Annotated in this window: 18 protein-coding genes; 10 read left to right on the top strand and 8 right to left on the bottom strand. The window is 41.5% G+C overall.

Going from position 1 to position 16,425, the window contains the following annotated elements; translation table 11 throughout:
- Positions 1–174 precede the first annotated feature (174 nt).
- Together fusA and H6G79_RS01655 are read left to right on the top strand one after the other, a co-directional pair.
- Entirely contained in the window at positions 175–2,178 is a 2,004-nt protein-coding gene (fusA, locus tag H6G79_RS01650) for an elongation factor G (protein ID WP_190588097.1), read from the top strand.
- A 349-nt stretch (positions 2,179–2,527) separates the two neighbouring features.
- Positions 2,528–3,424 carry a bile acid:sodium symporter family protein gene (locus H6G79_RS01655; RefSeq protein ID WP_190588098.1) on the top strand — a complete coding sequence of 299 codons (897 nt, stop codon included), beginning with the start codon at positions 2,528–2,530 and terminating at the stop codon, positions 3,422–3,424.
- A gap of 85 nt (positions 3,425–3,509) precedes the next feature.
- Here the strand turns inward: H6G79_RS01655 and H6G79_RS01660 are convergent, their stop codons facing one another.
- The 3 genes from H6G79_RS01660 to H6G79_RS01670 are packed head-to-tail and all read right to left on the bottom strand — an operon-like array spanning position 3,510 to position 4,959.
- A complete protein-coding gene (locus H6G79_RS01660) occupies positions 3,510–3,740 on the bottom strand; it encodes a hypothetical protein (RefSeq protein ID WP_190588099.1) in 231 nt (76 codons plus the stop codon).
- Complete coding sequence (locus tag H6G79_RS01665) at positions 3,741–4,472, bottom strand: biotin/lipoate A/B protein ligase family protein (protein WP_190588100.1); 732 nt, start codon at positions 4,470–4,472, stop codon at positions 3,741–3,743.
- A gap of 10 nt (positions 4,473–4,482) precedes the next feature.
- Positions 4,483–4,959, bottom strand: coding sequence for a YbjN domain-containing protein (locus tag H6G79_RS01670; protein WP_190588101.1), 477 nt, complete (start codon positions 4,957–4,959; stop codon positions 4,483–4,485).
- A gap of 359 nt (positions 4,960–5,318) precedes the next feature.
- Here H6G79_RS01670 and H6G79_RS01675 point away from each other — a divergent pair, with 359 nt between their 5' ends.
- Positions 5,319–6,371: an aromatic ring-hydroxylating dioxygenase subunit alpha gene (locus H6G79_RS01675; RefSeq protein WP_190588102.1), complete on the top strand. Its 1,053-nt coding sequence runs from the start codon at positions 5,319–5,321 to the stop codon at positions 6,369–6,371.
- Here H6G79_RS01675 and H6G79_RS01680 read toward each other — a convergent pair.
- Complete coding sequence (locus H6G79_RS01680; RefSeq protein ID WP_190588103.1) at positions 6,350–6,988, bottom strand: hypothetical protein; 639 nt, start codon at positions 6,986–6,988, stop codon at positions 6,350–6,352. The two genes, H6G79_RS01675 and H6G79_RS01680, sit on opposite strands and share 22 nt — an antisense overlap.
- Before the next feature lie 120 nt (positions 6,989–7,108).
- Between H6G79_RS01680 and H6G79_RS01685 the strand changes: the two genes are divergently transcribed.
- The 3 genes from H6G79_RS01685 (at position 7,109) to H6G79_RS01695 (ending at position 8,454) form a co-directional block, all read left to right on the top strand.
- The gene (locus tag H6G79_RS01685; RefSeq protein ID WP_190588104.1) at positions 7,109–7,423 is read left to right on the top strand and encodes a hypothetical protein; all 315 of its coding nucleotides are present in this window, start codon (positions 7,109–7,111) and stop codon (positions 7,421–7,423) included.
- Positions 7,413–7,781, top strand: a complete 369-nt coding sequence (locus tag H6G79_RS01690; RefSeq protein ID WP_103123572.1) for a pentapeptide repeat-containing protein — start codon at positions 7,413–7,415, stop codon at positions 7,779–7,781. The genes H6G79_RS01685 and H6G79_RS01690 overlap by 11 nt, the downstream gene beginning before the upstream one ends.
- Positions 7,782–7,977: 196 nt before the next feature.
- A complete protein-coding gene (locus H6G79_RS01695; RefSeq protein ID WP_190588105.1) occupies positions 7,978–8,454 on the top strand; it encodes a GNAT family N-acetyltransferase in 477 nt (158 codons plus the stop codon).
- 77 nt (positions 8,455–8,531) lie between these two features.
- On the opposite strand, the gene H6G79_RS01700 is transcribed toward H6G79_RS01695, so the two are convergent.
- Positions 8,532–9,347: a DUF1838 domain-containing protein gene (locus tag H6G79_RS01700; RefSeq protein WP_190588106.1), complete on the bottom strand. Its 816-nt coding sequence runs from the start codon at positions 9,345–9,347 to the stop codon at positions 8,532–8,534.
- A gap of 161 nt (positions 9,348–9,508) precedes the next feature.
- Positions 9,509–10,357 carry a GGDEF domain-containing protein gene (locus H6G79_RS01705; protein ID WP_242048164.1) on the bottom strand — a complete coding sequence of 283 codons (849 nt, stop codon included), beginning with the start codon at positions 10,355–10,357 and terminating at the stop codon, positions 9,509–9,511.
- 561 nt (positions 10,358–10,918) lie between these two features.
- Here H6G79_RS01705 and H6G79_RS01710 point away from each other — a divergent pair.
- Complete coding sequence (locus tag H6G79_RS01710) at positions 10,919–11,242, top strand: hypothetical protein (protein ID WP_062294129.1); 324 nt, start codon at positions 10,919–10,921, stop codon at positions 11,240–11,242.
- Between the two features lie 218 nt (positions 11,243–11,460).
- On the opposite strand, the gene H6G79_RS01715 is transcribed toward H6G79_RS01710, so the two are convergent.
- Positions 11,461–12,279: a D-alanyl-D-alanine carboxypeptidase family protein gene (locus H6G79_RS01715; protein ID WP_190588108.1), complete on the bottom strand. Its 819-nt coding sequence runs from the start codon at positions 12,277–12,279 to the stop codon at positions 11,461–11,463.
- A gap of 100 nt (positions 12,280–12,379) precedes the next feature.
- Here H6G79_RS01715 and H6G79_RS01720 point away from each other — a divergent pair, with 100 nt between their 5' ends.
- Positions 12,380–13,297 (top strand): AEC family transporter, encoded by a 918-nt coding sequence (locus H6G79_RS01720; RefSeq protein WP_190588109.1) that lies wholly within the window; start codon positions 12,380–12,382, stop codon positions 13,295–13,297.
- Between the two features lie 60 nt (positions 13,298–13,357).
- Here the strand turns inward: H6G79_RS01720 and H6G79_RS01725 are convergent, their stop codons facing one another.
- Complete coding sequence (locus H6G79_RS01725; RefSeq protein ID WP_190588110.1) at positions 13,358–13,876, bottom strand: phosphoribosyltransferase; 519 nt, start codon at positions 13,874–13,876, stop codon at positions 13,358–13,360.
- Between the two features lie 71 nt (positions 13,877–13,947).
- Here H6G79_RS01725 and H6G79_RS01730 point away from each other — a divergent pair, with 71 nt between their 5' ends.
- Positions 13,948–15,384 (top strand): MFS transporter, encoded by a 1,437-nt coding sequence (locus tag H6G79_RS01730; protein WP_190588111.1) that lies wholly within the window; start codon positions 13,948–13,950, stop codon positions 15,382–15,384.
- Between the two features lie 152 nt (positions 15,385–15,536).
- Positions 15,537–16,304 carry a class II glutamine amidotransferase gene (locus tag H6G79_RS01735; RefSeq protein WP_190588112.1) on the top strand — a complete coding sequence of 256 codons (768 nt, stop codon included), beginning with the start codon at positions 15,537–15,539 and terminating at the stop codon, positions 16,302–16,304.
- Positions 16,305–16,425 lie beyond the last annotated feature (121 nt).

Below are 16,425 nucleotides of genomic sequence, written 5' to 3' on the forward strand. Positions count from 1 at the left end.
TCTGATTGCTCAGATCCCCGACTTCTTTCAGAAGTCGGGGATCTCGTATCCCGCACAAAAGAATATCAATTTCTGTATCGTGGGGCTTGTCACTGTAATATATTACAATTATAATACAAAATATAATACCACTTTCATAGTGACTATTTGTCGCTTGCACAAAAAGGAAATGTTATGATTCCCCGAACACGCGTCCGCAATATTGGTATCTCTGCTCACATCGACTCTGGTAAAACTACTCTGTCAGAGCGAATTCTCTTCTATACGGGCAGAATCCATGCTATTGAGGAGGTGAAGGGAGGCGGCAAGGGTGCAACAATGGATTTTATGCCGGAGGAAAAGCTGCATGGAATTACCATTACCTCCGCGGCCACAACTTGTCAGTGGCGTGATACCCAAATTAATTTAATTGATACTCCAGGGCATGTGGATTTCACGATTGAAGTAGAGCGTGCCTTGCGGGTGTTGGATGGGGCGGTGATGGTGTTGTGTGCCGTGGCGGGTGTGCAGTCCCAATCCATCACAGTGGATCGGCAGATGAAACGCTACCGTGTACCGCGTCTAGCATTCATCAACAAAATGGATCGAATGGGTGCAGATCCGTTTCGTGTAGTCCAGGCTATCCGCGATCGCTTGCAATTAAATGCGGTGTTGCTGCAATATCCCATCGGTAGCGAAGATAACTTCCAAGGTGTGATTGACCTAGTGTCGATGCAAGCACATTACTTTGAAGGCGAAAACGGCGAACATTGGGTCAAACAAGCAATTCCTGAAAGTCTTGTAGCAGCAGCACAACAGGCGCGGGAAAAATTGCTAGATAGCTTGTCCTTGTTCTCAGAAGAAATGACTGAGATGCTATTGGCAGATCAAGAAATTCCCCAAGAACTGATTTGGCAAGTTATCCGCCAAGCAACCTTGAGGCTGGAATTCACACCTGTACTGCTGGGTTCTGCATTCAAAAACAAAGGTGTGCAGAATCTCTTAGATGCGATCGCCCTTTATTTACCATCTCCCATCGATAGGGAAGTAGTCAAAACCGCAGAATCAGTCAGTGTTTACCCTGAGCCTGATGCTGCTTTAGTGGCTTTGGCATTCAAACTCACTCTGGAATCTTTCGGTCAGCTAACCTACACCCGCATTTACTCCGGCACATTAAAACCGGGTGATCTTGTGTATAACTCCCGGACTGAAAAACGAGTGCAAATTGGTCGCTTGGTGCGAATGCACGCCAACAAGCGCGAAGAGTTGTCAGTGGCTGTGGCTGGAGATATTGTGGCTTTGTTGGGTGTTGATTGTGCTTCGGGCGATACATTATACACAGGAGACACACCAGTGTTTCTCGAAAGAATGTTTGTCCCGGAACCAGTGATTACACTGGCAGTTACACCGAAAAAACAAGAAGATAGCGATCGCCTAGCCAAAGCCCTTAACCGCTTTCAACGAGAAGACCCGACATTTCGGCTCAGTATCGACCCAGAATCAAAAGCAACTTTGATTTCTGGTATGGGTGAACTGCATCTGGAAATTTACTTGGAACGGATTCAACGGGAATATAATGCTGAGGTTTATGTCGGTACTCCGGCTGTGGCGTATCGGGAAACCATTAGCCAAAAAACTCAATTTGATTACCGGCTCAAAAAACAATCTGGTGGTACTGGTTTATACGCCCATGTAACTGGGTGGATTGAACCAAGCGATGAACCATTTGTGTTTGAAAATCGGGTAGTTGGTGGTGCAATTCCCAAAGAGTATATCCCAGCTTGTGAAAAAGGTTTCCGCGAGGCGATGACAACAGGAAAACTGTCAGGCTATCCGGTAACTGGGGTGAAAGTCGTGCTGGATGGAGGTTCCTATCATCCAGTTGATTCTTCAGAATTGGCGTTTCGTTCTGCGGCTCATCAAGCACTGGAAAATGCGATCGCCCAAGCTAAACCCTATATACTCGAACCAATTATGCTCGTCGAAGTGGAAACACCAAACGAGTTCATAGGTAGAGTCCAGGGTGATATATCATCCCGTCGCGGCTTGCTGTTGAGTTCCGAGACAATGCAAGGATACTCTGTGATTCGCGCCGAAGTACCATTAGTGCAGATGTTTGGTTATTCTACAGAATTGCGATCGCTCACTGCCGGTATGGCAACTTTTTCAATGGAATTTGCCTGTTATCGCAAATCCTAAGCCACATGGGCAACTAGCATCTTGAATTAGTTATTTAGGGACACAATTATTCTGTGTCCCTTTTATTTTTGCGATCGGGTTTCCTCGTCGCGTGATACCATTTCACGAAGAATCTGATACAGATGTAAACCCTAAAATTCTTGCTACATCTAAGTTTTTTAATTGCGAATTGTGAATTGGTATGAGTGGTATGAATACTCGCCCATACGCTTGTAAAGAAAGCAATACTGTTTGATAATGTTTCTACCTATACCAGCAGTTTAAGATGCAAATCGGCACAAAACAGCGAATAATCTTGTTTTACCGTTAAATTTCTCACTGATAGAGTCGTTATTATAAATTATTCATTATGGAAGCAAGCTTTTTCACTACGGTTGCTCTACCTATAGCCTTAGCAATTATTATGCTGGGAATGGGTTTATCGCTCACACCCGCAGATTTTCAACGTGTCAAAAATTATCCCAAAGCCGTCACCATTGGCTTGATTAGTCAGTTAGTTCTTTTACCGATTATTGGTTTTGCTATTGCGAAATTAGTACCCATGCAACCTACCATTGCTATGGGTTTAATCATAATTGCACTTTGTCCAGGTGGGGTATCTTCCAACGTAATTACATTCCTGGCTAAAGGTGATGTTGCGCTGTCGGTGACTTTAACAGCTTTGAGTAGTTTGATTACCGTTTTGACAATTCCAGTATTAGCAAACCTCGCATATCAACACTTCATCGGACAAACTGCGGCGATCGCTCTACCTATTGGTGCAACAATAGTACAAATCTTTCTGATGACACTGCTGCCTATCGGTTTAGGAATGGGAGTGCGTCAGTTATTGCCAGAAGTTGCCCATCGTTTAGAAAAGGTGACTAGCCGTTTAGCAGTTGCCTTCCTGGCTATAATTATTCTCTTACTAATTGTTCGTGAGTGGAATCGTCTCCCTGGCTTTATTCTGCAAGTAGGAATTGCCGTGGTGCTGTTGAACAGTGTCTCAATGCTGGCGGGGTTTTATATTAGCAAACTATTTAACCTCAATCCGTCTCAGCAAATCTGCATCGCCATTGAGGTGGGGATTCAAAATGGTACACTAGCGATCGCAATTACCGCCGGAATACTCAACAATCCTGATATGGCAGTACCAGCAGCCGTTTACAGTTTATTTATGTATGTGACAGGGTTAATTGCGATTAACTACGGTAGAAAGTTAGCTGCAACTACTCCCATTCCCCAAACTCTAGAAAGTAAGGTTTAGCATAATTCAAGATACAGGCTTGACCGAGTAGCAATATGTTATTTTCATCTGACTATAGCGTTGCTTCATCTGCTCAAGTAAAAATTTATCTGCGTTTATCTGCGTCCATCCTCTTCAATCGGCGGTTAAATTTGGTTTTCTGCGCCAACTCCGTTTGAGTCAGATTATTTTTGACTCGCAGTTGTTTTAATTGTCTGCTCAAAGATAGCTTAATTTCAATGAAAGCTACTTCATCAGATGATAGTTCGAGAAAGTCGGCTGCATCGCCTATGCGCCAAGCTGCGGCTTCCAGTCGTTGACTTTTATTTATATCCATCTAACCTCCCCTTACCTCCGCGTTTAAAATCTCCTGTAACTCCCACTCTGATAACTGCTGCACTTCAATTTCCATATCAAAACAGTCTTGTGCAGCAGCAATCAAGGCCGTCATAATTTGTTCGAGGCTGTAAGGAAACTGAACACTATTGAATGACTCTGTACCAAATACTTGTGCAAACAGTTCCGCATCTGGTTGCAAGCGAATGGAACCATGTTGCAAAATTACGTTACCGCGTTTGAGTTGGGCGCTACCAATGAGTTTTGCGCCATTGGGTAAAATTAAATCTGCACCTGTCGCTGTTCCAAAGCAGTTGGGGTTATGGATGTAGCCTCGCCCAGCTGTACCGTAGCTTAATTCCACACCAAGCGATCGCCATCCTTGAATTAAAAATTCACAAATTTTTGTATATGCTTGTAAACGGTTTCCAGCTAAACCTGATGTAATGACAGCGTAGGTTAAATCGCTTTGGTGTAATACTGCTCTTCCGCCAGTGGGACGGCGGACTAAATCTAGTTTTTTACCTTGCCAAGTTAAATTTTCCCATGCTTGGGGATATTGTCGTTGATGATAGCCGAGAGAAATAGCAGCTGGCGACCAAGTATAAAAGCGCAGAGTTGGAGGATGCTTTCTGAAATGGTGTTGTTCTAATAACCATTTATCGATCGCCATCTGTAATTTACCAGAGGCTTCTAAGAAAGGAATCAGTCGCCATACCTGCTTGTTAGACATGAATGATTACTTAAGCAAGACCAAACTCAGATTGTAAAGCTTCATCGTTGTTATCGGCGATCGTGGCAACAATCGTAATTAACCGCGAGACTTCCCCTGGAGACAACTCGGCTAGGGTGCGTGTTGAGATGACAACAACTTTATCATCAATGATGCCAAAACGCGCTTCAAAAGTACTAGAGCAATTCAACTCTAAAAGGTGACGCATTAATTTTGGTTCATCTTTGGCGGGTAACTTTAATACGACAGACCAAACTGTGAAGGTGTCTTCGTCGCTTGTACCCGTGAGTTGTACAAACACTTCCACACTACCGTACTTAAACTTCCAGAGATGACCACCTTCTGGACTCTGGCTAACCATTGCGCTGTCATCTTGTTCTAGAGAGTCGATGACATTTTCAATAATTTCTAGATGGTCGAGGGTAGCTGTGTCTTGCATTAGTTCGTTAAGAAATTCTTCAGTTAGGTTTTCTTGAGAGATTGCCATAAGAATTTTTGGTTCAATATGTTTACTGGTGTAGGACTTACGCAGTGAGACGAAAAAACAAGGGTTTGGGAAGGGTGTAGGGGTATAGGGTGTATGTATCCAAAACCCTTACACCGTTCGGCTGACGCTCACGGCGAAGCCCCTAAACCCAATCTCCACAGACCATCTTTGTGCGTAAGTCTTGTGGTGTATCGCTAGAGAATTCAGAATGAAGGGAAAAGGGTTGAAAACCTCCACTTCGGTGAATTCTGCTGTAACTACACATACTTTATAGCTTGTCAGCAAAATTAGTTTTAGTTCCCTAAGTGATAATCTGGTCATCAGTGACTAGACTAACGCGGAAAAGGATAGGCTGAATTATGTCATCTCTCTCTCAAACTGTGCAAACTTCTGATGTGCGTCAATTGGGGATTAACCCTAACCATTGGTATGTAGTTGCACTGAGTACTGAGGTAACTAATAAACCTGTGGGAGTGATATTATGGCATCAAGCGATCGCACTTTACCGCGACAGTACAGGTAAAATCCACGCCTTAGAAGACCGTTGTCCCCATCGTCAAGTTAAACTCAGCCACGGACAAGCGATCGCTAATGAATTAGAATGCGCTTATCATGGTTGGCGGTTCAATTCATCGGGTGAATGTACAGCAGTTCCTTATTTAGCTGCAAATCAAAAATTACCAAACTGCCAAATTCGCCGCTACCCAGTCAAAGAACAAGATGGTTTTATTTGGCTATTTCCTGGTGATGCAGAGTTAGCTGTTGAACCAATGGGTTTACCAGAATGGGAACATTTAAATTATATTGCTTCAGTTGCAGTCATTAACTGTCAAGCCCATTATTCTTATTTAATTGAAAACTTGATGGATATGTACCACGGACATTTACATCAAGATTTACAAGCTTGGGCGGCAGCATCTTTACAGCATATTGACGAAGATAATCACCGTGTAGATGCTCATTATACTGCCCAAAGTTATTATAAAATCGATAAAATTTGGTCAATCTCTCAGTTATTTTTCCCCGCATTAAGAAAACTCCATCCAGAGCCGTTGGATGTGAGTTATATCTATCCCCATTGGCAATCTACATTAGGCAAAGATTTTAAAATTTATTGTTTATTGTGTCCTGTAAGTGAAACTCAAACTAAAGCTTATTTAATTCATTTCACCTCACTCAATGCCTTTTGGCGATTACATAAATTACCTGTCTGGTTTCGCCGATTTATTAAAGATAGTTTATTTAATGCCGCTACAAAACTACTTGAAGGTTTAGTAGTGCAAGATGTAGAAATGATTGAGGAAGAACAACAAGCATATTTACAAAATCCGCAACGGCGCAATTTTGAGTTAAATCGAGCTTTAGTTAGTGTGCAGAAATTGATGCGGAGTCAAGTTGAAAGATTAGGCTGAGATATCAGTAAATTATCTAGTTGTAATTGGCATTGTTGAAAAATATGGTTGACAGTGGCAAATAAATTGTCTAATTCATAAATAGTGAATGGTGTAATATTTCTAGTGAAATTTTGTGCTTCTAGTTTACCAAATTGCCAAACTGCACCATTAGAAACAATCCCATAGATAACTAAAGACAATTCTTGATTGAGTCTTTGAGCCGCAATCATTTCAGCTAAACATTGCGCCCAACCTGCTTCAAAATTATCTTGTTTCGCTTCTACTAAAATAAAGTATGGTTTATCAAAAACTATTTTCCCTAAAGGCGAACGTTTAGCCAAAATATATTCAGGAAAACCTGATAATTGCTCATCATAGCTTAGTGATTGATGACTCCATAAAGTAAACTTACTATTATACTGCTTCCAAACTTCTTTCAAAACTGGATAAATTAAGTTCTCACAAATAGCAAACTCAGAATTATCCACGACACCTTCGCGCATAACGATTGCTAAATCTTCTCGGAAATATTGAGGAATATTAAACTCTGTTGCTAGAACAAAATTAGCTTCTGCGTAGATAATCTGAAATGTTTTGAGAACTTCGCTAATAGATTTATAACTACTAAAGGCCATATTCACCTCCTGAAGAATTGCTTTACCTTAGCTGTATTTTCCAGTTTGCAACAATAATTGTAATGAAGGGCGATCGCCAAGTATCTTAGAAATAGGTTTGATAGTTGTGGAGTGGCGATCGTGAATACTCAGGAATTCCTGCGATTGATCGATAAACAGGTCTCATGTCCGCAAACCCTACCAAAAGCACTACAAGCTCTGTGGTATGACAAAAAAGGCGATTGGAACCAAGCTCATGAAATAGTCCAAAATGCCCATGATGTTGATAGTGCTTGGGTTCACGCTTACTTACATCGTCAAGAAGGTGATTTGCATAATGCGCGTTATTGGTATCATCGCAGCAGTCAGCCAGAGTTTGTGGGCGAGCTAAACCAGGAATGGGAACAAATTACGTCTCTATTACTGAAAAAGGTCAACACTACTCATGGATGCTGAACAACTCAAGCGCAGTTACGCCGCAGGGGAGAGATATTTTCCGGCTGCAAATTTAAGTCGAGCTAGGCTAATTTCGGCGTACTTACCAGGAATTAATTTGTGGGGAGCAGACTTGAGCCAAGCGAACCTAGCCAAAGCTAAACTCTGGGGAGCAGACTTGAGTCAAGCTAATTTAGCTCAGGCGAATTTGACGAGAGCTAATTTATGCGGTGTCAAATTAAAAGAAGCAAATCTCCGGGGTGCGAAACTCAACTTTACTAAGCTGTATGGTGCAGATTTAAGTGGTGCTTATTATGATGACAGCACCCGCTTTTCTAGAGGATTTGACCCTGTAAAGAACAATATGCGGAAGTTTTAAGTTTCGGTGGGGTTGAGATTATCGCGGTTCTCAGTTCAATGAGGTACACTTCAACTCCACCCATAAGCGGGAAGGAGAGCGTTTGCGTAAGAAAATGCGGGGTGGATTCTGACTGTATTACAAGCAAGTGAAAACCGCTATAGTAAGCAGTACAGACACGCATAAATCTGACGAACAGACAGCACTGGAGTTCCCTATGATTCGACCGAGTACGCCCGATGATTCAGAGGCATTAATCGCGATCGCTGTAGCAGCAGAGCTATTCCCCGCGAGCGAAACCGAAGAACTGAGCAAAGTGCTGGCGAGTTACTTCAGTGGTAACATCGGCGAGGGTCATGTGTGGCTCACCGATGAGGAGAATGGGAAAGCGTGCGGGGTCGCCTACTACGCACCTGCCCCGTTTACAGATGGGACATGGGACTTGTTAATGATCGTTGTGCATCCCAACTATCAGAGGCAAGGGCGAGGAGAAGCGTTAGTAAAGTATGTGGAAAATGCCTTACGGGCAAGTGGTCAGAGAATTTTGTTGGTCGAGACTTCGGGGCTGCCCAGCTATGAACGAGCGCGGGCTTTCTACAAAAAGTGCGGTTTCGAGGAGGAGGCGCGTATTCGGGACTTCTACAAGGCAGGGGAAGATAAGGTGGTGTTCCGCAAGGCTTTGAATGCGGAATAGACCACATAAGCGTTTTCTTTTGACAAAGCTTCTGAATGAAGAAGCTAGAGGAAGAATTTAGCTATATCAATACCTCATTACAACTCTTCTGCGACTGGTAAGGGGAAGATTTCGCCGGCTAAGTAAGCATCAAAATTCTTCTGGAAGTATAGCCAAGAAGTCATATCTTCCCCCTCGGAGAATGCTTTGGGTGCTTGTTTATATAAGGGAACGCGGTGATTAATTTCATCTTGGAGTAGTTGGGGTAATTCTGCTAAACCACCAACTTTAGAACCAAAAGCACTATAGATGAGATTACCAGCGCGATCGCCCATTTTCATCCACGGTAGCCATTGCCCAATCCTATCCCAACTCAGCTTTAGTTGAGAAACAGAATTGAGTTCTGAATTGAATAAATCTGCGGTTGGAACAGATAATTTAAATAATTCTGCGGCTTGATAAGTTTCATAAGGACTATATTCGGCAAATTTTGGATCTTCTGCCAAAGGATTTGGATAAGTTGGAAAAATATCAAATACAAAAGTTGTCGTGTCTCCCTCAACTTGGGCTGGAAATTTACCTTTAAAATGTCCTTGTACCGGATTATTCGCAACGTGTAATACAGGTACAGTTTCACCAGTCCAAGGATTTTCCCATTTGGGCAAAATTTCTTCTGTTTCTGGGTTTAAGTAATAAGTGAGTTCACGAGAAGTAAAATCCCAACTATCTTCTCCTGTGGAAATACATCTACTAACACTCACACCCAAGATTTTAAATAAGAGTTTTCTTTTCTCTCCAGGAATAAAACTATAAATCTTGCCTTGCCAAACTAAAAATGTCGATTCATTGGCATCAAGGGAAGAGCGAGTTTTGACCCATTGTTGTGCATCAAACTCTTTCACTGTTGTGACCATTTTGCGTCTCCTAATTTAACAGAATAAACAAAGGGTAGTCTTAAACAAGGCAAAAATGAAAAGTGCTGAGTTGAAAGTGCTGAGTGCTGAGTTAAAAGACCGCCCGCACTCCCCTACTTCGCCTCACACTCTTTTTCTGGCTCCTGAATTCTTCTTTCAGTTTATTCATCTACTAAATCATTTGCTAATTCGTGGTGTAGCAAGTTTTTACCCCTTTTTTTAGCACCGTACATTAAATTATCGGCTCTTTCGAGAATTTCTGTGACTGAAGCTGGCGGTTTAATAAAGGTAATTGCGCCAATACTCAAGGTGACAGGCCAATTTTCTGCCTGCATGATAGATGATAAGGTTCTGTGTAATCTCTGTAATACTACTGCGGATGCTTCATAACCAGTACGTGGTAATAAAATTGCAAATTCATCACCTCCAAGTCTGGCGATAACATCAATTTTACGTAGATTATTTCTCGCATTTTCCGCAACTAAACATAGCAGGCGATCGCCAACAGTATGCCCAAACTGGTCATTAACAAGTTTAAAGTTATCAACATCAAAATATGCAATAGTTATTGGTTCTTTATGTCTTAAAGATTTATGAACTTCAAAGTTGACTAATTCTAAAAAAAATGACCTGTTATGTAGCCCTGTTAAAGCATCAGTCCTCGCTAGTCTTTCTAAGTTTTTTAATGTGAGTTTTTGTTGTGACAAAAGATAGTTGGTAAATAAGAAAAATACTAAAACTACAACAGTATTCCAATAAGGTACTAAGGGATGTAAATAGTGAAAATTTGGTTTTTGATTGACTACTAAATTTGTAACTGCACTAATCAATGAAATTAATACGCCACTGCAATTATCAGCAAACCAAGTTGCAATGCCAATCGGAATTAAGTAAAAAATTGCTATTAATATTTCTGGTGGGATTTGGTAGTCTAACCAACCTATCAAGCTTGTGAGAAAAACACTGAGGGAGATTACGCACCATTTAGGTTGATTATCTAGGATTTTCATTAACTTCATGTTCTTTCGGCTTCACTGCAACATCTTTTGCAGTTCCTTATTAGTTATCAGCTTCACCTTATTGTTCACCCAATCACATATTTTAGGTTTTGTCAATGTTAATCAAATTTATTTTCTCAATAAAATAATCAATCCAAGCCGTAATTTGGGATTAAAGATGGGTCAAAAATCAATAATAAAGTTATTTGAGTTCATAAGACAAATTGAATACATAATTATAACTGGTTAAATTCTTATCTGTTATGGTCGTAGTCACATAGCTGAGAACAGTACTGATTGCTCAAGGCTTTGAAATTACGGAGTTTCTCCGCAGCAGTCTGCCATCATATTAAATTGATAATTGCTGTACAAGACTGTTTTTTATGTCTCTATCATCATTATTTAAATTGATATTAATAGTTTTTACTAAAGTCTCTCTAATTAGAAAAACATCTTGATCGCTTGATAAATTTATCTGGATATTTGAGAATTCTTTTCGTTATTGTCCATTTCTCCGGATAAGTAAAAAAATACCTGAATAGTAATTCACATAATTTTTCTACACCACAACTTATGGAACTGCCTCAGCGCGTGTCAATTCGCTACAAAGACACTTCCTACAATATGAGTGAGATCCGCCTAAAAACAGTGCAACTAGCATTCAAAATTTGGGAAGAACAAAGCAAACCTCGCAAAACTGAGTTGTATGATTTTATCTTGACTTGTCTGAAACAATTTGACCGTCAAGACCGTTTTATTGTTTCATATCTATTCTTAGAGTTAACAGATATGATTCGTAATTCTTCCTTAGAAAGAACGATGAGAGAGGTGTTAATTAAAACGGCTTTTCGGGAGTTTGCTTGTGCGTTGACAGATTTTGAAAATGCGGAGAAATAGGATTATGGCAAAGTGCTGAGTGCTGAGTACTGAGTAGAAACTCAGGAACATCAGGGATTTCAGCTATAAATATAGTCCTAATCTATACTTTGATTGCTATCAATCAGAGGAATTTACAAGTCAAGAGTCAGAATTTAATTTTATCTTGTCAATTAGTGGAGTAAAAATACCGCCACTAATCGATTCTGACTCCTGAATTCTGACTTCTGAATTCTTATTCAAGGTGATGTTTTAGCGGGTTTTAAATTTCTGGCTTTATAGAAGGTTTCTAGACTTTGGCGATCGCCAACGAAACGCCAATGCCAAGGTTCATAACTCACACCTTGCACATTATCTTGAGGAAAAGACAACTCAAAACCAAAGCGGGCGGCGTTTGCTTGTAGCCAGCTAAAAGCTTTGGTTTGATCAAAGTTAGCCTGAAGATTCGTAGCGGGTGCGGCTCCGTCTCCGACATCTACCGCATAACCTGTGTGATGCTCACTATGGCCTGGCGGCGCACTGAGGGCGGCTCTTTGGGCCGGGGTTTGATTGCGTTGCGCCCCGACTTCAAAAAATAATTGCTCTTGTTCTTTCACAGAGCGAAAGCCAGAAATTGGCACTAAAATTACCCCAGCACTCCGGGCGGCTTGAGTCATGGCGCGAAACTTTTCGGCGGCGGCTGTTCGCATTCTGATGCGGCGATCGCTTGTAATCGCTGCTAACTCTGATTCTGGTGCTTCTGGGTAAGCTAAATGTCCCAACACCGCATTATTATCTTGGGGATTTGCTGAGTTAGTCGCGCCGGGAGTGGTGACAGTCGAGGAATCTGCTGGTGAAGATGAAGAATCGGTGATTTTTTTCGGTGTAGTGAGAGAAAAGAAAAAACCACTAACTACAGCCAGCAAGATAAATCCTGCGACTCCCCCAATAATCAGAACTAAAGGTTGTAAGGGTGTTTTGGACGAGACATCAGGAGTATCGCGTAAAGCTACTGGAATGTCATCACCAGAATCACCGGACGAATTTGGGGCTTTTCCAGAAAACCCAGCTTTATTCAAGGGTTAACTCCTGCTTTTGTTCAAAATTCATAACAGACTGTAGACTGGACAGAGATTAGCATATTCGGTACATATTACATCTGTCTTTGTTAGGGAAATTTTGGCAAACCTCCTAGAACTATACGTCAAACTGGCAGGCTTAATTTTAATCGGATTTTTTCTGGGACGGAAACTGCCTGCCGCAGTTCCACAGCGTTTGGGTCAGTTCCTTTTTTGGGTGGGAGTACCTGTCAGTATTGTGGCTTTTTTACGCCAAGCTGACCTGTCGGCACAGATTTGGATTGCACCTGCGATCGCTCATTTAGCGATTTTATTAGGTGCATTTTTGGCTTGGTTAACAATCAAAGGACAAGCTTATCTGACAAACACAACTTTTCAGCACCCAACTCAGGGAAGTTTTCTCTTGGCGGCAATGGTCGGCAATACAGGTTATATCGGCTTTCCTGTGACTTTAGCAATGGTCGGGCAAGATTATTTTGCTTGGGCTTTATTCTACGATTTATTGGGGTCACTGTTTGGTGCTTATGGTTTGGGTGTCGCTCTCGCATCTCGTTATGGCGATGGTGGCACAAACTATTGGCAAATGACTCAAGCCATATTAATTAACCCAGCCTTGTGGAGTTTTGGCTTGGGTTTATGGTTTCGCCAAATTAGTATTTCTCCGACGGCAGAATTTTATCTGGAAAAATTGGGTTGGATTGCTGTCGCTTTATCTTTAGTATTAATTGGAATGCGCCTTTCGCTGCTGACTTCTTGGCACAATTTCCCCCAAGCCGCCATCAGTTTGGCCATCAAAATGCTTTTAGTTCCCCTGCTGCTTGGCAGTACTTTATCTTTATTTGGCGTGACTGGTTCCGCCGCCAAGGTAATTGTTTTACAAATGGCAATGCCGCCAGCATTTGCGACAATGGTGCTGGCTGAAACTTTCAATCTTGACCGTAACCTCGCGGTGACTTCCTTAGCCTTGGGAGTCTTGCTGTTGTTGGTGACTTTGCCTGTGTGGCTGTGGCTATTCTAAATTTTAGATTTTAGATTTTGGATTTTGGATTGGTAAATTCAGTTGTAGGGCAATAATTTGTCAGCATAATTGACTTAGCTTTGCTGCCAAATCTGCGGGGCTGGTATGTTCGTAATGTTCAAAGGGTTGGTGAATCCAAGGATTGTCCGGTAAGTAATCGACGTAATAATCAGGTTTAATCACTGAACAGGCTTTATACCAAACGACGGCGCTGCGAATTTCCGCAATTGAGGAATCGACATTTTCCCGTAACCAAGGAATTGTCTGTTGAAGAGTAATTCCAGAGTCTACCAAGTCGTCAATTAACAGGATATGGGAACCTAACTTTTCCGTGGTCATGGTCAAATGATGGGAAACAGTGAGATTACCTCGCACTTGTTTGCCGGGGCCGCTATAAGATGATGTCGCTAAAATGGCCAATGGCTTTTGATAAATCCGAGAAATAATATCTCCAACTCGCAGTCCGCCTCTGGCTAGGCAAACAATTTGGTTGAATTCCCAACCAGATTGATATACCTGAACCGCCAGTTGTTCAATTTTGTAGTGATATTCTGACCAAGAAACGTAAAGGTCTGGCATAAAAAAAGTAATTTTGAGGTAATACTGATAGCGATCGCAAACTTTTTATTTTAATCCGAGCCTCAGATATTATGAACGATTCTGACCAAAATCCGGCTTTGAGTCCAAAACTGGATTTTAAAACCAAATTAGCTTATGGTGCAGGTGATTTAGGCCCAGCAATTACCGCTAATATTTCCATATTCTTCTTGTTAGTCTTCTTTACCAATGTCGCTGGGATTCCCGCCGGGTTGGCTGGGAGTGTATTGTTGATTGGCAAAATCTGGGACGCTGTTAATGATCCGTTTGTCGGATTATTAACAGATAAAACCAAATCTCGGCGCTGGGGTCGTCGGCTACCTTGGATGTTATATGGTGCGGTTCCTTTTGGGATTTTCTTTTTCTTGCAGTGGATTGTACCGCAATTTAGTAGCGATCGCAGTACAAATATTGGGGTTTTGTTTTGGTATTACGTCGTAATTGGGTTGATATCGCAGGTATTTTACACCGTTGTGAATTTGCCTTACACGGCGATGACTCCTGAACTTACCCAAGATTATGATGAACGCACCAGTCTGAACAGTTTTCGCTTTACTTTTTCGATTGGTGGCAGTATTTTATCGTTGATTTTAGCGCAAATAGTATTTTCGCAAATTCCTGACCGTCAACAACAATATTTTGTCTTAGCAGCGATTTGTACTGTAATTTCTGTAGTTTCCCTATATTGGTGCATTTTTGGAGTCCGCGATCGCATTTTAGCCTTTGAAGCCAAACGCATCCAACTAGAAGAACCGCCATCAATCCCATTTTTTGAACAGTTAAAAATTGTTTTTACCAATCGCCCGTTTTTATTTGTCATTGGCATATATCTATTTTCTTGGTTGGCTGTGCAAATTACAGCCAGCATCATTCCTTATTTTGTGATCAACTGTATGAAACTCAAAGAAGCAGATGTACCGACAGTGATGATTGCTGTCCAAGGCACTGCTTTAGTTATGTTATTTGTGTGGAGTAATTTAAGTAAGAAAATTGGTAAAAAACTTGTTTATTTTCTCGGTATGAGTTTATGGATAATCGCCGCCGCCGGACTATTTTTTTTACAAGCTGACCAATTAGTTTTAATGTATATTATGGCTATGATGGCTGGCGTAGGTGTATCCACAGCGTATTTAGTTCCTTGGTCAATGATTCCCGATGTGATTGAATTAGATGAACTCCAAACCGGACAACGCCGCGAAGGTATCTTTTATGGTTTCATGGTTTTGTTACAGAAGTTTGGGTTAGCATTCGGATTATTTCTTGTCGGTAACGCCTTACAATCTGCTGGTTTTAAAGAAGCTGTAGCGGGACAAAGCACTTTACCAATTCAACCAGAATCAGCACTCACCGCTATTCGCCTGGCTGTCGGCCCTATCCCCACTGTTTGTTTAATTTGTGGTTTAGTTTTGACATATTTTTACCCCATTACTAAGGAAATACACGCGGACATATTGTTAAAACTCCGAGAACGTCAGGCAAACAACTCATAAATAATTTTTGGCACTATTTGAACTGAAACTATCTACAAATATGTTTTTAATAGTATAGAACTACAAGATTCCCAACTTCTTCAAGAAGTCGGGAATCTGAAAGTCTGACAGTTTTCTCAAGTCAAACATCCTCAAACTCGTAGTTACTGATTATGTGCCAGCTGCTAGGGATGAATTGCAATGTACCCACAGATATTTGCTTTTCCTTTGAAGGTTTTTCCGCACGGGGAGGCAAAACAGATGATCATAGCGATGGTTGGGGTATTGCATTTTTTGAGGGAAAAGGCTGTCGCTTATTGTTAGATGACAAACCTTCGGTGACATCTCCCATAGCAGATTTAGTCAGACGCTATCCCATCCACTCTACTCATGTAATTGCCCATATCCGTAAAGCAACTCAGGGAGAAATCGCCTTAAGAAACTGTCATCCCTTCCAACGAGAACTGTGGGGAAGATATTGGGTATTTGCCCATAACGGCAATTTACCAGATTTCCATCCCCGGAATATGGGTTTTTACGAACCTGTGGGTGATACCGACAGTGAAAAGGCCTTCTGTATTATGTTAGAAACTCTCCGAGAAGCTTTTCCTGAAGGTAAGCCGCCTTTAGAAAAACTTAATGTTGTTCTACGTCAAATTACGGCGGAAATCGCCCAAGTCGGTGTTTTTAACTATTTGTTGTCGGATGGAGAACATTTTTTTGCCCACTGTTCGACAAAACTTTCCTACATCGTCCGTCAGGCCCCCTTCGCCGCCGCCCATTTGATTGATCAAGATATGACGGTGGATTTTCGGGAGTTGACTTCCCCACGCGATCGCGTCGCCGTTATCGCTACTACCCCCCTCACCGACAACGAAGTCTGGACAACCATCCAACCAGGCGAATTACTAGTCTTTCACGACGGTTTACCCCAAAAATAACCATATTCTTCTATGGGATTTTTATTTGATTTCTGAAAAAATCCAGTACAAATCAAACCTGACTACTATAACTTTTAAACTATTGTTTATAGGACTCATATTTGATTTATGAAAAAAATCA

It is taken from the genome of Anabaena sp. FACHB-83, from assembly GCF_014697485.1.
Taxonomy (GTDB): domain Bacteria; phylum Cyanobacteriota; class Cyanobacteriia; order Cyanobacteriales; family Nostocaceae; genus Nostoc_B.